Source organism: Methylobacterium sp. 22177 (assembly GCF_052045615.1).
In the GTDB taxonomy this organism is placed as follows: Bacteria; Pseudomonadota; Alphaproteobacteria; order Rhizobiales; family Beijerinckiaceae; genus Methylobacterium; species Methylobacterium radiotolerans.
Genome location: NZ_JBQEPK010000005.1, coordinates 147,031 through 162,303, shown reverse-complemented (window position 1 = coordinate 162,303; position 15,273 = coordinate 147,031). Strand labels below are relative to the sequence as shown.

15 protein-coding genes and 1 riboswitch are annotated in these 15,273 nt (G+C 69.9%); of the genes, 7 read left to right on the top strand and 8 right to left on the bottom strand.

Annotated features, from left to right (window positions below):
• The first annotated feature begins 182 nt into the window (after window positions 1–182).
• Both rpoD and ACTJK8_RS08090 read left to right on the top strand, forming a co-directional pair.
• The gene (gene rpoD / locus ACTJK8_RS08095; RefSeq protein WP_440761771.1) at window positions 183–2,162 is read left to right on the top strand and encodes an RNA polymerase sigma factor RpoD; all 1,980 of its coding nucleotides are present in this window, start codon (window positions 183–185) and stop codon (window positions 2,160–2,162) included.
• Between the two features lie 76 nt (window positions 2,163–2,238).
• Entirely contained in the window at window positions 2,239–3,498 is a 1,260-nt protein-coding gene (locus ACTJK8_RS08090; RefSeq protein ID WP_024831064.1) for an adenylate/guanylate cyclase domain-containing protein, read from the top strand.
• Between the two features lie 96 nt (window positions 3,499–3,594).
• Here ACTJK8_RS08090 and ACTJK8_RS08085 read toward each other — a convergent pair whose 3' ends face one another.
• Both ACTJK8_RS08085 and ACTJK8_RS08080 read right to left on the bottom strand, forming a co-directional pair.
• Window positions 3,595–4,785 (bottom strand): glycosyltransferase, encoded by a 1,191-nt coding sequence (locus ACTJK8_RS08085; protein ID WP_440761770.1) that lies wholly within the window; start codon window positions 4,783–4,785, stop codon window positions 3,595–3,597.
• A gap of 316 nt (window positions 4,786–5,101) precedes the next feature.
• Window positions 5,102–5,611: a TIGR02281 family clan AA aspartic protease gene (locus tag ACTJK8_RS08080; RefSeq protein ID WP_274852277.1), complete on the bottom strand. Its 510-nt coding sequence runs from the start codon at window positions 5,609–5,611 to the stop codon at window positions 5,102–5,104.
• Window positions 5,612–5,844: 233 nt separating this feature from the next.
• Window positions 5,845–5,973, top strand: a riboswitch (TPP riboswitch).
• A 64-nt stretch (window positions 5,974–6,037) separates the two neighbouring features.
• On the opposite strand from ACTJK8_RS08080, the gene thiO reads away from it, so the two are divergent.
• Genes thiO through ACTJK8_RS08060 form a run of 4 tightly spaced genes read left to right on the top strand, consistent with a single transcriptional unit; the run spans window position 6,038 to window position 8,902 of the window.
• A complete protein-coding gene (gene thiO, locus ACTJK8_RS08075; protein ID WP_041372252.1) occupies window positions 6,038–7,261 on the top strand; it encodes a glycine oxidase ThiO in 1,224 nt (407 codons plus the stop codon).
• Window positions 7,258–7,470, top strand: a complete 213-nt coding sequence (gene thiS / locus ACTJK8_RS08070) for a sulfur carrier protein ThiS (RefSeq protein ID WP_012317585.1) — start codon at window positions 7,258–7,260, stop codon at window positions 7,468–7,470. Before thiO ends, thiS begins: the two co-directional genes overlap by 4 nt.
• A gap of 2 nt (window positions 7,471–7,472) precedes the next feature.
• Entirely contained in the window at window positions 7,473–8,276 is an 804-nt protein-coding gene (locus ACTJK8_RS08065) for a thiazole synthase (protein WP_012317586.1), read from the top strand.
• Complete coding sequence (locus tag ACTJK8_RS08060) at window positions 8,273–8,902, top strand: thiamine phosphate synthase (RefSeq protein ID WP_053620247.1); 630 nt, start codon at window positions 8,273–8,275, stop codon at window positions 8,900–8,902. The genes ACTJK8_RS08065 and ACTJK8_RS08060 overlap by 4 nt, the downstream gene beginning before the upstream one ends.
• A 136-nt stretch (window positions 8,903–9,038) precedes the next feature.
• Here ACTJK8_RS08060 and ACTJK8_RS08055 read toward each other — a convergent pair whose 3' ends face one another.
• From ACTJK8_RS08055 to map, 6 genes are all read right to left on the bottom strand, one after another.
• Window positions 9,039–9,791: a peptidase gene (locus tag ACTJK8_RS08055; RefSeq protein ID WP_012317588.1), complete on the bottom strand. Its 753-nt coding sequence runs from the start codon at window positions 9,789–9,791 to the stop codon at window positions 9,039–9,041.
• 44 nt (window positions 9,792–9,835) lie between these two features.
• Window positions 9,836–10,663 (bottom strand): transglutaminase family protein, encoded by an 828-nt coding sequence (locus tag ACTJK8_RS08050; protein WP_012317589.1) that lies wholly within the window; start codon window positions 10,661–10,663, stop codon window positions 9,836–9,838.
• A 21-nt stretch (window positions 10,664–10,684) separates the two neighbouring features.
• Entirely contained in the window at window positions 10,685–11,632 is a 948-nt protein-coding gene (locus ACTJK8_RS08045; protein WP_012317590.1) for an alpha-E domain-containing protein, read from the bottom strand.
• A 65-nt stretch (window positions 11,633–11,697) separates the two neighbouring features.
• Window positions 11,698–13,137, bottom strand: coding sequence for a circularly permuted type 2 ATP-grasp protein (locus ACTJK8_RS08040; RefSeq protein WP_024831059.1), 1,440 nt, complete (start codon window positions 13,135–13,137; stop codon window positions 11,698–11,700).
• 96 nt (window positions 13,138–13,233) lie between these two features.
• The gene (gene radC / locus ACTJK8_RS08035; RefSeq protein WP_012317592.1) at window positions 13,234–13,980 is read right to left on the bottom strand and encodes a RadC family protein; all 747 of its coding nucleotides are present in this window, start codon (window positions 13,978–13,980) and stop codon (window positions 13,234–13,236) included.
• Between the two features lie 6 nt (window positions 13,981–13,986).
• Complete coding sequence (gene map / locus ACTJK8_RS08030; protein ID WP_012317593.1) at window positions 13,987–14,814, bottom strand: type I methionyl aminopeptidase; 828 nt, start codon at window positions 14,812–14,814, stop codon at window positions 13,987–13,989.
• A 200-nt stretch (window positions 14,815–15,014) separates the two neighbouring features.
• On the opposite strand from map, the gene ACTJK8_RS08025 reads away from it, so the two are divergent.
• A complete protein-coding gene (locus ACTJK8_RS08025) occupies window positions 15,015–15,272 on the top strand; it encodes a zinc-finger domain-containing protein (RefSeq protein ID WP_024831057.1) in 258 nt (85 codons plus the stop codon).
• Window position 15,273: the final 1 nt, after the last annotated feature.

The following is a 15,273-nucleotide window of genomic DNA, read 5'->3' as shown; positions in this document are numbered from 1 at the left end:
GTGGCGGGGGACCCGGTCCCGCCATAGTTAACAATCGGTCAAGCCTCGGGCTTGCATACGGAAACCGACGACTCACGGCGACTGGAGCGATCCGGCGCCGACCTCATACAGCGGCGCCGACGGCGTGGACCGGCCTCATCAGGGCCTCCGCAACGCGCCGCGTGCGAAACAATAGGCTGATCATGGCGACGAAGGCAACGGAACGGGACGAGACGGACGCTGCCCCCGAGCAGCAGACCGACGGGCCGCTCCTCGACCTGACGGATGCTTCGGTCAAGCGGATGGTCAAGCTCGCCAAGAAGCGCGGCTACGTGACTTACGAGGAGGTCAACGAGGTTCTGCCCGAGGGCCAGTCCGATCCGGACCAGCTCGAGGACGTGCTGTCGCAGCTCTCCGAGATGGGCATCAACGTCGTCGAGGCCGAGGAGACCGACGAGGCCGCCGGCGAGAAGGCCGCGGACGGCGAGGAGGAGGAGGCGGAGGGCGGCGAGGTCGCCGAGGTCGCTCCGGCGCGCGCCGTCGCGGTCGCCACGACCACCAAGGAGCCGACCGACCGCACCGACGATCCGGTGCGCATGTACCTGCGCGAGATGGGTTCGGTGGAGCTCCTGTCCCGCGAGGGCGAGATCGCGATCGCCAAGCGCATCGAGGCCGGCCGCGAGGCGATGATCGCGGGTCTCTGCGAGAGCCCGCTGACCTTCCAGGCGATCATCATCTGGCGGGACGAGCTCGTGGAGGGCAAGGTCCTCCTGCGCGACATCATCGACCTCGAGGCGACCTACGCGGGCCCGGACGGCAAGAACGCGCCGCAGCTCGCCGAGGGCGAGGAATCCGAGGACGGCGAGCCGCCGGCGCCCCCGGAGGGCGGCGACGACGAGGACGACCTCGAGAACAACGTCTCGCTCGCCGCGATGGAGGCGGAGATCAAGCCGCGGGTCCTCGAGACCTTCGACGCGATCGCCGCGAACTACCGCAAGCTGCGCAAGTTCCAGATCGAGGGCACCGAGCGCAAGGCCGCCGGCGAGCAGAACACGCCCGCTCAGGAACAGAAGCAGGCCGAGCTGAAGGACATCGTCGTCGCCGACGTGAAGTCCCTCTCGCTGAACAACAACCGCATCGAGGCGCTGGTCGGCCAGCTCTACTCGATCAACAAGCAGCTGATCGGCCACGAAGGCCGGCTGATGCGCTTCGCCGAGAGCCACGGCGTGGCCCGCGACGAGTTCCTGCGCCACTACCAGGGCTACGAGCTCGACCCGAACTGGATGGAGCGCGTCGGGACGCTGGGCGGCAAGGGTTGGAAGAACCTGGTCGAGCGCGGCTCGAAGCAGGTCGCGGAGCTGCGCGCGCAGATCCTCGACCTCGCCTCCGAGACGGGCCTGGAGATCGGCGAGTACCGCCGCATCGTCAACATGGTTCAGAAGGGCGAGCGCGAGGCCCGGCAGGCGAAGAAGGAGATGATCGAGGCGAACCTGCGCCTCGTGATCTCGATCGCCAAGAAGTACACGAACCGCGGCCTGCAGTTCCTCGACCTGATCCAGGAGGGTAACATCGGCCTGATGAAGGCGGTCGACAAGTTCGAGTACCGGCGCGGCTACAAGTTCTCGACCTACGCCACGTGGTGGATCCGGCAGGCGATCACCCGCTCGATCGCCGACCAGGCGCGCACGATCCGCATCCCGGTGCACATGATCGAGACGATCAACAAGATCGTCCGCACTTCGCGCCAGATGCTGCACGAGATCGGCCGCGAGCCGACCCCGGAGGAGCTGGCCGAGAAGCTGGCCATGCCGCTGGAGAAGGTCCGCAAGGTCCTGAAGATCGCCAAGGAGCCGATCTCCCTCGAGACGCCGATCGGCGACGAGGAGGACAGCCATCTCGGCGACTTCATCGAGGACAAGAACGTCGTCCTGCCGATCGACGCGGCGATCCAGTCGAACCTGCGCGAGACCACGACGCGCGTGCTGGCCTCGCTCACGCCCCGCGAGGAGCGCGTGCTGCGCATGCGCTTCGGCATCGGCATGAACACCGACCACACCCTCGAGGAGGTCGGCCAGCAGTTCTCGGTGACCCGCGAGCGCATCCGCCAGATCGAGGCGAAGGCGCTGCGGAAGCTGAAGCACCCGTCGCGCAGCCGGAAGCTGAGGAGCTTCCTGGACAACTGAGCCTGCGCCGCGGATCGCGCGGCGCTTCCCCGTCGCCCGCGTTGCCCCGGTGCCGCGCGGCATCCAGTCTGGCGCCATGCTCGAACGCCGCCCGCCAACGCCCGGATCCCCGACGGCCTTCGCGGACGGCTCGGAGGCTGACGACGTGCCCTTCGGCGCGCTCCAGCCCTCCGTGGGCATCCGCGACTGGCTGCTCGGCGAGGGCGCGCGGATGCCCAACGCCGAGGAGATGCTGGCCGGGCTCGCCGAGCGCCTGATCGCGATCGGCGTGCCGGTGGACCGGGCCTCCACGGCCATCGACACCCTGCACTCGGAATATGCCGGCGTCGGCCGCATCTGGACCCGGGACGGCGGCACCACCGTGCGGCTGTTCCCGCACGGCGCCCGCTCGACGGACGCCTATCTTAACAGCCCGTTCCACACGGTCCACGAGACCGGCGAGTGGCTGATCCTCGACCTGTCGAAGACCCCGGACGACGCCTACGCGATCGTTCCGGACCTGAAAGCCGGCGGCTACACCCACTACGTGGTGGCGCCCCTGTTCTTCACGAACGGCACGCAGAACGGAATCACCTTCGCCACCCGCGCACCCGAAGGGTTCCGGGACGACGACATCGCGATCCTGCGCTTCGTCATGCCGGCGCTGGCGGCCGTGATGGAGATGCGCGTCCTCAACAAGCAGCTCGACCACGTGCTCCGGCTCTACGTCGGCGACGAGCCGCACCGGGCGATCCTGGCCGGGGACATCCGCCGCGGGCAGGTGACCCGGATCCGCTCGGCGATCCTGTTCGCAGACATGCGCGACTACACCCGCACCACCGCCGACATGACGCCCGAGGAGGCCGTGGGCCTGCTCAACGTGTTCTTCGACTGCCTCGTGCCGCCGATCGAGCGGGAGGGCGGCGAGGTCCTGAAGTATCTCGGCGACGGCCTGCTGGCGATCTTCCGGGAGTCCGGCGACGACCTCGGCGGCGCGGCCAAGGGCGCGCTCACCGCGGCGCAGCACGCCCTGGCGGCCCTCGACGAGGCGAACGCCCTGCACCAGTTCCCGGTGCCGGTGGCCGCGGGCATCGCGCTCCACCACGGCGAGGCCGCCTACGGCAATGTCGGGTCCGGCTCCCGCCTCGACTTCACGGTGATCGGGCGCGACGTGAATCTCGCGAGCCGCATCGCGCAGCTGAACCGCGCCCTCGGCGAGCCGCTGCTGATGTCGAAGCCGTTCGTGGACTTCCTCTGGGGCGACCCGATCCCGCTGGGCGAGCACCGGCTCAACGGCTTCGACGAGCCGATGGCGGTGTTCCGGCCGAAGTTCCTGCGCCCGCGCAGATCCAGCTGACCAGGTCTCCGATCGCGGTCCGGCCCGGTCCCGACGTCGCGCGGCGGCCGCCAACATCCGCTCGCGAGCCCGCAGCGTGCCTGTGCGCCGGCCGCCTCACCACGTCGGCACGAACGGCATCGCGTAGGGGGTGTGCCGGCATCCCCAGACCGGGTCGATCATCTTCGCCATCACGTCCCGTGCCAGGGCGCCGGCGCGTATGGCGACCTCCCTCGGGACGTGGGTCCGTTCGAGGATCTTCAGGCAGGCGTGTCCGCAGGCGCTGTACTGGCCGAGATGGTACGCGTTGAGGGCGAATTCATCGAGCAAGCCGTACTCGTAGACCCACGGATTCAGGGAGATCCCCTCGCTCGGAAGCGCGAGCGCAAGGCCCGCCTCCGCGTATCGATACCCGTCCGCGAACCGCTTCCTGAGCCTGCAGAACCGACTGGCCCCGTGGCGCGCTTCCGCCCGCGCCGGACGGACGGAGGTCGCGCGCTCGTAGAGCTGCAGCACCCTGTCCTCCGGCTCATCGAGGCGCTCCGCGTTCACCGCGGCCATCAGCAGGTTGAAATAGATCTCCTCGTCCCATCCGCCGAGATCGGCGCGCTTCAGGAAGCATGCGAGGGCCTTCCGGTACTCGCCGGCGGCATCGTAGGTGGTCCCGAGGTACATCGTGTACCGGGCGATCATGAAGGGGTCTGTCTCGACCGCCAGCGCCTTCTCGAGGACGGCGATATCCCGCGCGTCCGCAGTCGTGTCGCGGTGCCGGGCGCCGTCGTCGCCCCGGCGCATCGCGAGGGGGAGGATCGGAGTCTCCGACACGCCGGGGCAGCTGAGGAATTCGTGCAGGACGCCCCGGTAGCGCCAGTTCTCCCGGTTGCTGACGAGCTGGTTGCGCCAGTATCGCGTGTGCTCGTCGACGATCTCGAACCGATAGCCGGGCGCGCGCAGCTTCGGCATCGTGAAGTCCGCGGGGATGATCAGCTCATCGTCAGCGTCGATGATCAGGGTGTACTGCGCGCGCCGCCGCGCGAGTTTCAGGGCCTCGTTTCGATTGTAGGCGAAATCGACCCACGGTCGCTCGACCAGCGCTCCCGGAATGTCCGCGAGCGCCGCGCGGACGATGTCCTGGGTTCCGTCCGTCGACCCGGTATCGACGATGACCCAGTGATCGATGAGCGGTCGAACAGAATCGAGGCACCGACGGATAACGTGGGCCTCGTCCTTCACGATCATGGACAAACAGATCGTCGATCCGCGATTTTTCATCCTGACTCTGCCCCACCGCGCGCTCAGAACTCGCATCCGCGGCCGTCGATGCATCTAGCACCGCCGACATGCATTGACAAAGCGATCGAGATTGTAGGTAAAGCTTCGATTAAACGGGTCAATCGTCGAAATAAGTGCGTGCCGGATAAGGAATTATAGCGAACTACGGCTCATATATACATGATTCGAGATGATTCGATTTGGTGGAAGCGTGAGACCGGTGCCGGAAACTCCAACGGCTCAGGACGGAGTGCGCGGTCGACCGGCTCCCCTGATCGATCTCGGAAGGCAAGCCGGGCGGCCTTCCAGCCGTCCTGCCGCGGCCCGGAGATCTGCACGCATCGCGCGCGTTTCAGCCCCTGAGCGTCATCGTGCTGCCGGAGACGCCGAAATCGCGCAGGCGCCTCAGGAACGACATGCCCAACAGGCTGGTCGACAGGAGCCCGCGCGGGATCACGACCGCGTCGACGTCCCGCACCGTGATCGATCCGATCTGCACGATCGCGATCCGGATCGGCGCGACGCGGACCGTCCCGTTGGCGGTATTCCAGACGCGCGTGAAATCGGACGGTCCGACCTGGATCCCGATCCGCGCGGCGTCCTCCTCCGAGAACGCGCAGGCGCTCGCCCCCGTATCCACCATCATCGGCAGCGAACGGCCGTCCACGAGGGCGTTGACGAAGAAGTGGCCGTTGCGGCCGGCCTGGAGGGCTACGCCGGCGACGGCAGCGCCCGCGAGATCCGGCTCCGGCGCCGGCGCGATGGCGAGTGCTACCGGCACCGACCGCGCGCCTTCGCGCAGCTTCAAGAGTGCCGTGACACCGAGGAAGCCGAGCATGCAGATCAAGAGGATTGTGCGCACGCGAATTCGCCCGTGACGTGGAGTGGCGGCGATCCGCGGAGTTCCCGGATCCCGGCGATGAGATGCCAGACCCGTGAAGGGATGGTGCGCGATCGCGAGCGCGGCCGCGACCGGCGGACGGATTCCGCTCCGCTTGGTGTCCAGTCCGTCACCGCGATCGGCCGATTGTCGCGGGAGAGCCGTCCTGGACGCGGCGCGGGGTTGACCGGCACCGGCCGGGAGGCCACATCTGCATCTGTTCCAGGGAGATCCCCGGCAAGGGGCTGAGAAACCGCTGGCACGTCCGTCAGGACCTGCGGCGCGGAAATCCTTCGAACCTGATCCGGCTCATACCGGCGTAGGGATTGGACCGCGGCCGCCCGAAAGGCAGGCCACAGCTTCTCACAGAAGCAGACGGCCCGGTCCCCGCGACGGCAATTCGCGGAGATGCCCGTGCCCCTCGACCGCCCCGCCTCACCGATCGGCCGCCGCCGCAGCCCCGACGGCGGTGTCGCGCCCGAAACCCTTCCGGCGCGGACCGACGTCGCCGTGGTCGGCGCCGGGCTGATCGGGCTGTCGATCGCGTGGCGCCTCGCCCAGGCCGGCAGCGCCGTGACAGTGCTGGAGCGGGACACGATCGGGGCGGGCGCGAGCCTCGCGGCCACAGGCATGCTGGCCCCGGCGGCCGAGCACGAGCCGGGCTCCGACCCGCTGCTCCCGCTCGCCCTGGACTCGCTCCGGCTCTGGCCCGAGTTCCGCGACGCCCTGGAGGCGGAGTCCGGCCGCGCGATCGACTACCGGGCCGACGGCACCCTGGTGCTGGCGGTCGGCCGCGACGAGGTCGAACGGCTGCGCTTCCGCTACGACCTGCAGCGCCGCTCGGGGCTCGAGGCCACCTGGCTGCCGGGCAGCGAGGTGCGGCGCCTCGAGCCGGGCCTGCGCCCCTCCGTCACTGCCGGCATCCACTGCCCGCTCGACCATCAGGTCGACCCCCGTCTGGTGATGGACGCCCTCACCGAAGCCTGCCGCCGGGCCGGCGTGATCCTGGTGGAGCGGACCCCCGTCACCGCCCTGGACTGGTCGGGCGGCCGCGTGACCGGGATCCGCGCCGGCGACCGCGTCGTCGCGGCGGAGACCGTCATCCTCGCCTCCGGCGCCTGGAGCGGGGAGGGCGGCCTGCTGCCCGACGCGCTCGCCCTGCCGGTCCGCCCGCTGAAGGGCCAGTCCCTGGCCCTGCGCACGACCGCCCGCACCGGTACCCTGGCGCGGATGGTCTGGACCGAGCAGGTCCACATGGCGCCGAAGAGCGACGGCCAACTCATCGTGGGCGCGACGGTCGAGGATTGCGGCTTCCGGCCCGGCGTCACCGCGGGCGGCCTCTACGCCCTGCTCGAGGGTGCCCGCCGGGTGCTGCCCGGCATCGAGGAGATGGAGGTGGAGGCGGTGTGGAGCGGCTACCGTCCGACCTCCGACGACGACGCGCCGATCCTGGACGCGATCGCCCCGGGCCTCGTCGCCGCCACCGGGCATCACCGCAACGGCTACCTGCTCGCCCCGGTCACCGCCGACGCGGTCGCCGCGCTGGTGCTGCGCGGCGCGCTGCCGGCGGTGGCGCGTCCCTTCACCCGCGCGCGCTTCGGCCAGCCGGAAGCGCTGAGGGCCTCGGCATGAAACTGCTCGTCAACGGTGAGCCGCGCGAGTGCGCGGTCGAGACGGTGGACGCCCTGTTCCGCCTCGAGGCGGAGGAGAGCGGCATCGAGAGCCCGCAGGGCGTCGCCATCGCGCTGAACGGCCGGGTTCTGCGCCGCCGGGACTGGGTCGAGACCCCGGTCTCGGAGGGCGACCGCGTCGAGATCGTCCGCGCCATGCAGGGAGGTTGAGCATGGACCAGAGTCACACGCCACCGCGCCCCGAGGGCGGGGACGACAGCCTGACCATCGCCGGGGTGACGCTGTCGTCCCGGCTGTTCATCGGCACCGCCGGCTACCCGACGCAGGCGATCATGCGCGACGCCGTCGCGGCGAGCGGCGCCGACGTGGTCACGGCCTCGATCCGACGGGTCTCGCTCCAGGGCCACGGCTCGGACACGGTCAAGATCCTGAAGGGCAAGCGCTTCCTGCCGAACACGGCCGGCTGCGAGACCGCCCGGGACGCGATCATGACCGCCGAACTCGCCCGCGAGGCGCTCGACACCAACTGGATCAAGGTCGAGGTGATCGGCGACCGCGAGACGCTCTACCCGGACGTGATGGAGCTGATCGAGGCCTGCCGCCATCTCGTGGACGACGGCTTCGTGGTGCTGCCCTACTGCAACGACGACCCGATCGTGTGCCAGCGCCTGGAGGATGTCGGCTGCGCCGCCGTGATGCCCATGGGCTCGCTGATCGGCTCCGGGATGGGTGTCGCCAACCCGGCCAACCTCGAGCTGATCTGCCGCCGGGCGACGGTGCCGGTGGTGGTCGATGCCGGCATCGGCACCGCCTCGGACGCGGTGATCGCCATGGAGCTCGGCGCCTCCGCCTGCCTGATCAACACCGCCGTCGCCAAAGCCGACGATCCGGTGCGGATGGCCCGCGCCATGGGCCGGGCCGTGGAGGCCGGGCGCGACGCGCACCGCGCCGGGCGGATCCCCCGCCGCGGCCGGGCGGAGCCGTCGAGCCCGCAGCTGGGCCTCGTCGGCTCGTGAGGGCGCTGCCGTCGCCGCTGCTCACGGTGACGGATCGGCACGGGCATCCGCGGCCCCTCGCCGAGACCGTGCAGGCGGTCCTCGACGGCGGCGGGCGCTGGATCTGGTTCCGCGACAAGGACCTGGAGCCGGAAGCGCGTCGGCGCCTCGGCGCGGGCGTCGCCGCGCGCGTGCGGGCCCTGGGGGGCTTCCTGACGGTCGGCGGCGACGTCGCGCTGGCGCGGGCGCTGGAGGCCGACGGCGCGCATCTCGGCGGCGGCGCGGGGCCGGAGGCGATCGCCGCGGCGCGGTCGGCGCTCGGTCCGAGCGCGCTGATCGGCGTCTCGGTCCACGCGCCGCGCGAGGCCGCGGCCGCCGCGCAGGCCGGGGCCGATTACGTCACCCTCAGCCCGATCTACGCGACCGCGAGCAAACCCGGCTACGGGCCGGCGCTGGGTCTCGAGGGACTCACGGATAGCCTCGGCGCCGGCCTGCCCGTGGTGGCGCTCGGCGGTCTCGGTCCCGGGGCGGTCGGGCCCTGTCGCGCGGCCGGGGCGGCGGGTTTCGCTATCATGGGCGGCCTGATGCGAGCCGCGGATCCCATCGAAGCGACCCGGGCGCTCTTGAAGGCGTGGGGCGCCACGTAGATCTCCGCCGCCCCGTGAAAGTCAGCCGCCGGCTCTGCGAGCACAGCGAAGCCATCCGGGGACGCGCGACGTCCGGGGATGCCGCGCGGCCCTCGATCGCCCGCGCCGCGCTAGGACGGCCGATGCCGGGGCAGCACTAGGAGCTGGTAGGCCCGTAGGGCGGCCGCGGGATCGCCCGGTGCGCTGCGCGGAGCGCCGCCGACCAGCGCTCGCGCAGATCGTGGAAATAGCCCTCGCCGGCCTCGATCCGGTGATTCACCTCGAGTGTCAGCGCGTTCCGGCGGGCGACCGCGATGTCGATCGGCAGGCCAACACCGAGGTTCGACCGCATGGTCGAGTCCATCGAGACGAGGCTCACCTTGAGGGCGTCGTAGAGGTCGGTCGTGTACTTCACCGCCCGGTCGAGGATCGGCTTGCCGTACTTGTGCTCGCCGATCTGGAGGAACGGCGCGTCGGTGCTGCACTCGATGAAGTTGCCCGCCGAGTAGATCAGGTACAGCCGCATCTCGCCGTCCCCGATCTGGCCGCCGAACAGCAGCGAGATCGAGAAGCGGATGTTGGCCGCCTCGAATCCGTCCTTCTCGATGGCGCGCACCCGCCGGATGGCGCGGCCGATCAGCTGCGCCGCCTGGAACATGGTCGGCGCCTCGACGAGTTTCTGCAGCGGCTCGCCCTCCTCCTCGCCGGGGACACCCTCCTGGAGCAGGCTGAGGACCGACTGGGTGATCGAGAGGTTGCCCGCGGAGGCGAGCATCATCACCCGCTCGCCGGGAACGTTGAAATGGTGGAGCTTGCGGTAGGTCGAGATATCGTCGAGCCCCGCATTGGTGCGGGTATCGGCGACCATGACCAACCCTTCCTCCACCAGGACACCGACGCAGTAGGTCATCGTCTTCGGGCTCTCGTGCGGTCGGCGGACCGGTCTCGGAACGATCAGGATTGAGCGGCGGCCCTGCCTTGCTCGACCCGCAGCTTCACGTCCAGTGTCTCGGTGCCACCGCCGGTGCGGCTGCCGCGAATCGGCGCGGCCCCGAGGTAGTCCAGGCCGGTGGCGACGCGGATGTAATTGTCCGCCGGGCTCACGTCGTAGCACGGGTCGAACGCCACCCAACCGAGATCCGGCACCAGGGCCTCGACCCAACCGTGGGGCGCCTCGACATCCGCCTGCCCGTCGTCCCGGGCCCGGTAGCCGGCGACGTAGCGGGCCGGGACGCCGATGTGACGCGCGGCGGCGATGAAGACGTGCGCGAGGTCCTGGCAGACGCCGCTTCCGGCCGCGAACGCCTTGGCGGCCGGCACCGCGTTGCTCGCAGGTCCGGCCTCGTAGGCCACCGCGCCGTGGACTGCCCCCATCAGCCGGTGGAGCAAGCCGAGGACGGCGCCGTCGCCCTCGGCGGCCACGCGCTCCGCGAAGGCGTGCAGCTCCGGGCTGGCGGCACACAGGTCCGTGTCGCGGAGGTAGAACTCGTCCGGCAGGCGCTCCACCGTTCCGCGGACGACGCCGTGCGTGTCGTCGGTATCGACCTCGCCGGTGACCCGGATGGTCAGAGCGTCGGCCGGCTCGTCCGGGGTGAACCAGTGGACGACGTTGCCGAACCCGTCCTCGCGGGCAGTCAGCCGCCCGTCGACAGTGGTATCGATTCGCCACCCGCGGACGTACTGCCCGTCATGATCCCGCGGCGTCAGCCGTAGGACCTGCACGAGCCCGCGGGCCGGCTGCTCGTAGGTGTAGATGGTCTCGTGAACCACGCGGATGCGCATGCGCCGTCCCGTCCGTCTCGTTCAGCCGACCAGATACTGCTTGGCGATCGCCTCGCCCACCCTGTTGTTCTCGGCGATGAACGCCTCGACGAACTCGTGCAGCCCCGTGGCGAAGACCCGGTCGATGTCCTCGCCCTCCAGCTTCGCCAGCATGTTGCCCGCGAGGCGCTGGCTCGGTCCCCGGCGGCCGTAGGCGTCGGCGATCAGGTCGAGATACTCGACGATCACGCCGTAGCAGTTCGCGAAGGAGCGCGGCATCTGCTTGTTGAGCATCAGGAGGTCGGCCACCAGCAGCGGCTTGATGCTCTCCCGGTAGACCCAGTGGTAGGCGTTGAACGCCGACACTTCGCGCAGGATCGTGGTCCACTGGAAGTAGTCGAGGCTGCCGCCCACCGTCTCGTCGTGCGGCAGCAGGATCTGGTACTTGACGTCGAGGATCCGGGCAGTGTTGTCGGCCCGCTCGATCGCCGTGCCGAGCCGCGTGAACCAGAAGGCGTCGTTGCGCAGCATCGTCCGGAAGGCCGAGCCGTCGAAGGTGAGCGAGACCGTCTTCACCCAGTCGAGGAAGCGGCCGAACTCGTCGCGGTTGAGGTCCTTGCCGGAATAGTTGCGCAGCTCCAGCCACGCGCCGTTGATCGCGTCCCACATCTCGGTGGTCAGCGCGGTGCGCACCGAGCGGGCATTCTCGCGGGCCGCCTCGATGCAGGAGCGGATCGAGGACGGGTTATGCGGGCTGAAGGCCAGGAAGTCGCAGACCGTGTCGGCGTTGACCGCGCTGTAGTGCGTCTTGAACGCGTCGGGGTCGCCGGCCGAGGCGAGGGCCGATTCCCACTCGTTGCTCCCGCCGCCGCCGTAGCTCGTCGGCAGCGACGCGAAGCGGTGCGCCGCGTCGAGGATGCGGGCGACGAAATCGGCGCGCTCGACGTAGCGCGAGAGCCAGAAGAGGTTGTCGGCAGTCCTGGAGAGCATCGGTCTTCAGCCAAGTCGTGCGGACCACAATGTCCGCGCCTCGGAACGTCGGGACGGCCTGGACCTCAGGCGTCGAGCACCCAGGTGTCCTTCGTGCCACCGCCCTGGCTGGAATTGACCACCAGGGAACCTTCCTTCAGCGCCACCCGGGTCAGGCCGCCCGGGACGATGCGGATCTTGTCGGCCCCGCACAGCACGAAGGGCCGCAGGTCGACGTGGCGGGGCGCGACGCCCGAGGCCACGAAGGTCGGGCAGGTGGAGAGCGACAGGGTCGGCTGGGCGATGAACCCGTCCGGGGCGTGCTTGAGCTTCTTGGCGAAGTCGTCGAGCTCGCGCTTGCTGGCGTGCGGCCCGACCAGCATCCCGTAGCCGCCCGAGCCGTTGACCTCCTTCACCACCAGGTCGGACAGGTTGTCCATCACGTACGCGAAGGCGTCCTTCTCGCGGCAGCGGTAGGTCGGCACGTTGTGCAGGATCGGCTCCTCGCCGGTGAAGAACTTCACGATCTCGGGCATGTAGCTGTAGACCGCCTTATCGTCCGAGATGCCGGTCCCGACCGCGTTGGCGAGGGTCACCGAGCCGCGCTCGTAGGCGTTCATCAGCCCCGGCACGCCGAGGACCGAATCCGGGCGGAAGACCAGCGGGTCGAGGAAGTCGTCGTCGAGGCGGCGGTAGATCACGTCGACCTTCCGCGGCCCCTCGGTGGTGCGCATGTAGACGACGTCGTCCTTGGTGAAGAGGTCGGACGCCTCCACCAGCTCGACGCCGAGCTTGTCGGCCAGGAACGAGTGCTCGTAGAACGCGGAATTGTAGCGCCCGGGGGTCAGGAGCACGACGGTCGGGTCGCGGGTCGCCGAGCCCGGCGCGAGGCTGCGCAGCGTGGCGAGCAGGGCGTCCGGGTAGTTCTCCACCGGCGCGACCCGGTGCTTCGAGAACAGGTCCGGGAACAGGCGCAGCATCACCTCCCGGTTCTCCAGCATGTAGGAGACTCCCGAGGGGATGCGGGCGTTGTCCTCCAGCACGAAGAAGTCGTTCTCGCCGGTCCGGACGATGTCGATGCCCGCGATGTGGACGTAGAGGTCGTGCGGCACGCGGAAGGACCGCATCTCCATGCGGTAATGGGCGTTGCGGTAGACGAGGTCGGCCGGGATGATGCCGGCCTTGATGCATTCCTGGGCGCCGTAGATGTCCTTCAGGAACAGGTTGATGGCCGTGACCCGCTGCGTCAGCCCGCGCTCCAGGAAGGCCCATTCCGGCTTGGTGATCACCCGGGGGATGATGTCGAACGGGATCAGCCGCTCGGTCGATTCGTTGTCGCCGTAGACCGCGAAGGTGATGCCGATCCGGCGGAACAGCAGCTCGGCCTGGCTGCGGCGGGTGTTGAAGTGCTCCGGCGGCGTCGAGTCCAGCCACGCCTTGAGCTGGCCGTAGGCGTCGCGAACGGCGGCCGGATCGGCGGCGCCGGTGCCGAGTCCGTTCATCTCGTCGAAGGCCGTCACCGCCATCTCGCTCCTCCCGTACGCTCCCGCTCTTGAGGCAAGAGGCGCGCCACCCGTTCATGGCTATATCCGCGGGCGATAACGCTCAAGGCGGCCGGAGGATCAGATCAACTTGAGGCCTTTCAGGCTGGCGTGACCGTTTCGGCCGAGGATCACGTGGTCGTGGACGACGATCTTGAGCGGCGCCAGGACCGCCACGATCTCGCGGGTCATCGCCACGTCGGCCGCGGAGGGGGCCGGGTCGCCGGACGGGTGGTTGTGGGCCAGGATGATGGCCGTGGCCGACAGTTCGAGCGCCCGGCGGGCGACTTCGCGCGGATAGACCGGCGTGTGGTCGACGGTGCCGCGTCCCTGAACCTCGTCGGCGATGAGGTGGTTGCGCTTGTCGAGGAACAGGACGCGGAACTCCTCGCGCGGGGCGAACGCCATGGTGGCGCGCAGGTACTCGTGCAGCGCGCTCCACGAGCCCAGGAGCGCGCGCTCCCGGATCGCGCCCCGGGCGAGCCGCCGCGCCGCGGCCTCGATCACCTTGAGGTCGGACGCGACCCCGGCGCTCACGCCCTCCACTTCCATCAGCCGCGCCGGCTCGGCGCTGACCACCTCGGCGAAGCTGCCGAACCGGGCGACCAGCGCCTTGGCGAGGGGCTTGACGTCCCGCCGGGGTATCGCCCGGAACAGGACCAGCTCCAGCAGCTCGTAATCGGGCAGCGCGTCGGCCCCCGCCGTCGCGAACTTCTCCCGCAGGCGGTCGCGATGGCCGTGGTAGTGCGGCGCCTCCTTCTCGACCGGGGACGGGGCGGCGCTGTCGGCGAACAGCCCCGCCTCACCGTCGTCCGGCCGCGGCGACACGGCCGGTCAGGCGGCCGGGTTGACGGGCTGATGCAGCCCCTTCGGCGAGATCGTGAAGATCTCGACGCCGGTCTCGGTGACGCCGACCGTGTGCTCGAACTGGGCGGAGAGCGAGCGGTCGCGGGTCACGGCGGTCCAGCCGTCGCCCAGGACCTTCACGGCGGGCCGGCCGAGATTGATCATCGGCTCGATCGTGAAGAACTGTCCGGGCTTGAACGGCACGTCGTAGCTGGCCTCGACGTAGTGCAGGATCGTGGGCGCGTCGTGGTAGGTGCGCCCGAGGCCGTGGCCGCAGAAGTCGCGCACCACCGAGCAGCGCTCGCCCTCGGCGTAGGACTGGATCGCCCGGCCGATATCGTTGGTCGAGCCGCCGGGCTTCACGGCGGCGACGCCGCGCATCAGCGCCTCGTAGGTGATCTCGCACAGGCGCTGGGCCTTGCGGGGCACCTCGCCGACATAGGCCATCCGGCTCGAATCGCCGTGCCAGCCGTCGAGGATCAGGCAGATGTCGAGGTTGACGATGTCGCCCTCGCGCAGCGGCTTGTCGTTGGGGATGCCGTGGCAGACCACGTGGTTGATCGAGGTGCAGATCGACTTCGGGTAGCCGCGGTAGAGGAGCGAGGCCGGATAGGCGCCGTGATCCATCGCGAAGGTGTAGGCGAGCTTGTCGAGTTCCTCGGTGGTGACGCCGGGCTGCGTCGCCTCCATCAGCAGGTCGAGGGCCTCGGCGGTGAGCCGCCCTGCGCGGCGCATGCCCTCGAATCCCTCGGGACCGTGGATCGGCGGTTCCGGGGCGCGGCGCGCACCCTGCGCACTGGCCTGTTCCTGCTGCATGATCGGGACTTTTTTCGCGGCGGCGTCAATCGGGCTCCGCCTTATGTACGGCGCGGGGCGCGGGAGTCCAAGCCGCATCGGTCACCGGTCGGGCGAGGCTTGCGCCGGTCGCGGGGCTGGCGGCATAAGCGGCCGCGAGACGCCCGGGTGCGCGCAGGCAGATTCGCCGCGCGGTCGGTCGCGGGGCAGGCGAGGGCCGGATGGCAGGCAAGGCGGTACCGCACTTCCACAACGAGCCGGGCGTGCCGGTGATCACCGTGGGCGTTAAGGAGTTCATGTGCATCGGCGCGCTGCCGCCGTTCGACCACCCGCACGTGTTCCTCGACATGGGCGCCGACAGCGAGATCATCTGCCAGTACTGCTCGACGCTCTACCGGTACAGGGCCGGCCTGAAGGCCGATCAGGCTGAGCCGCAGGCCTGCGTGTGGCGGGACGACGCCAAGGTCGCGGCGGAGTAGG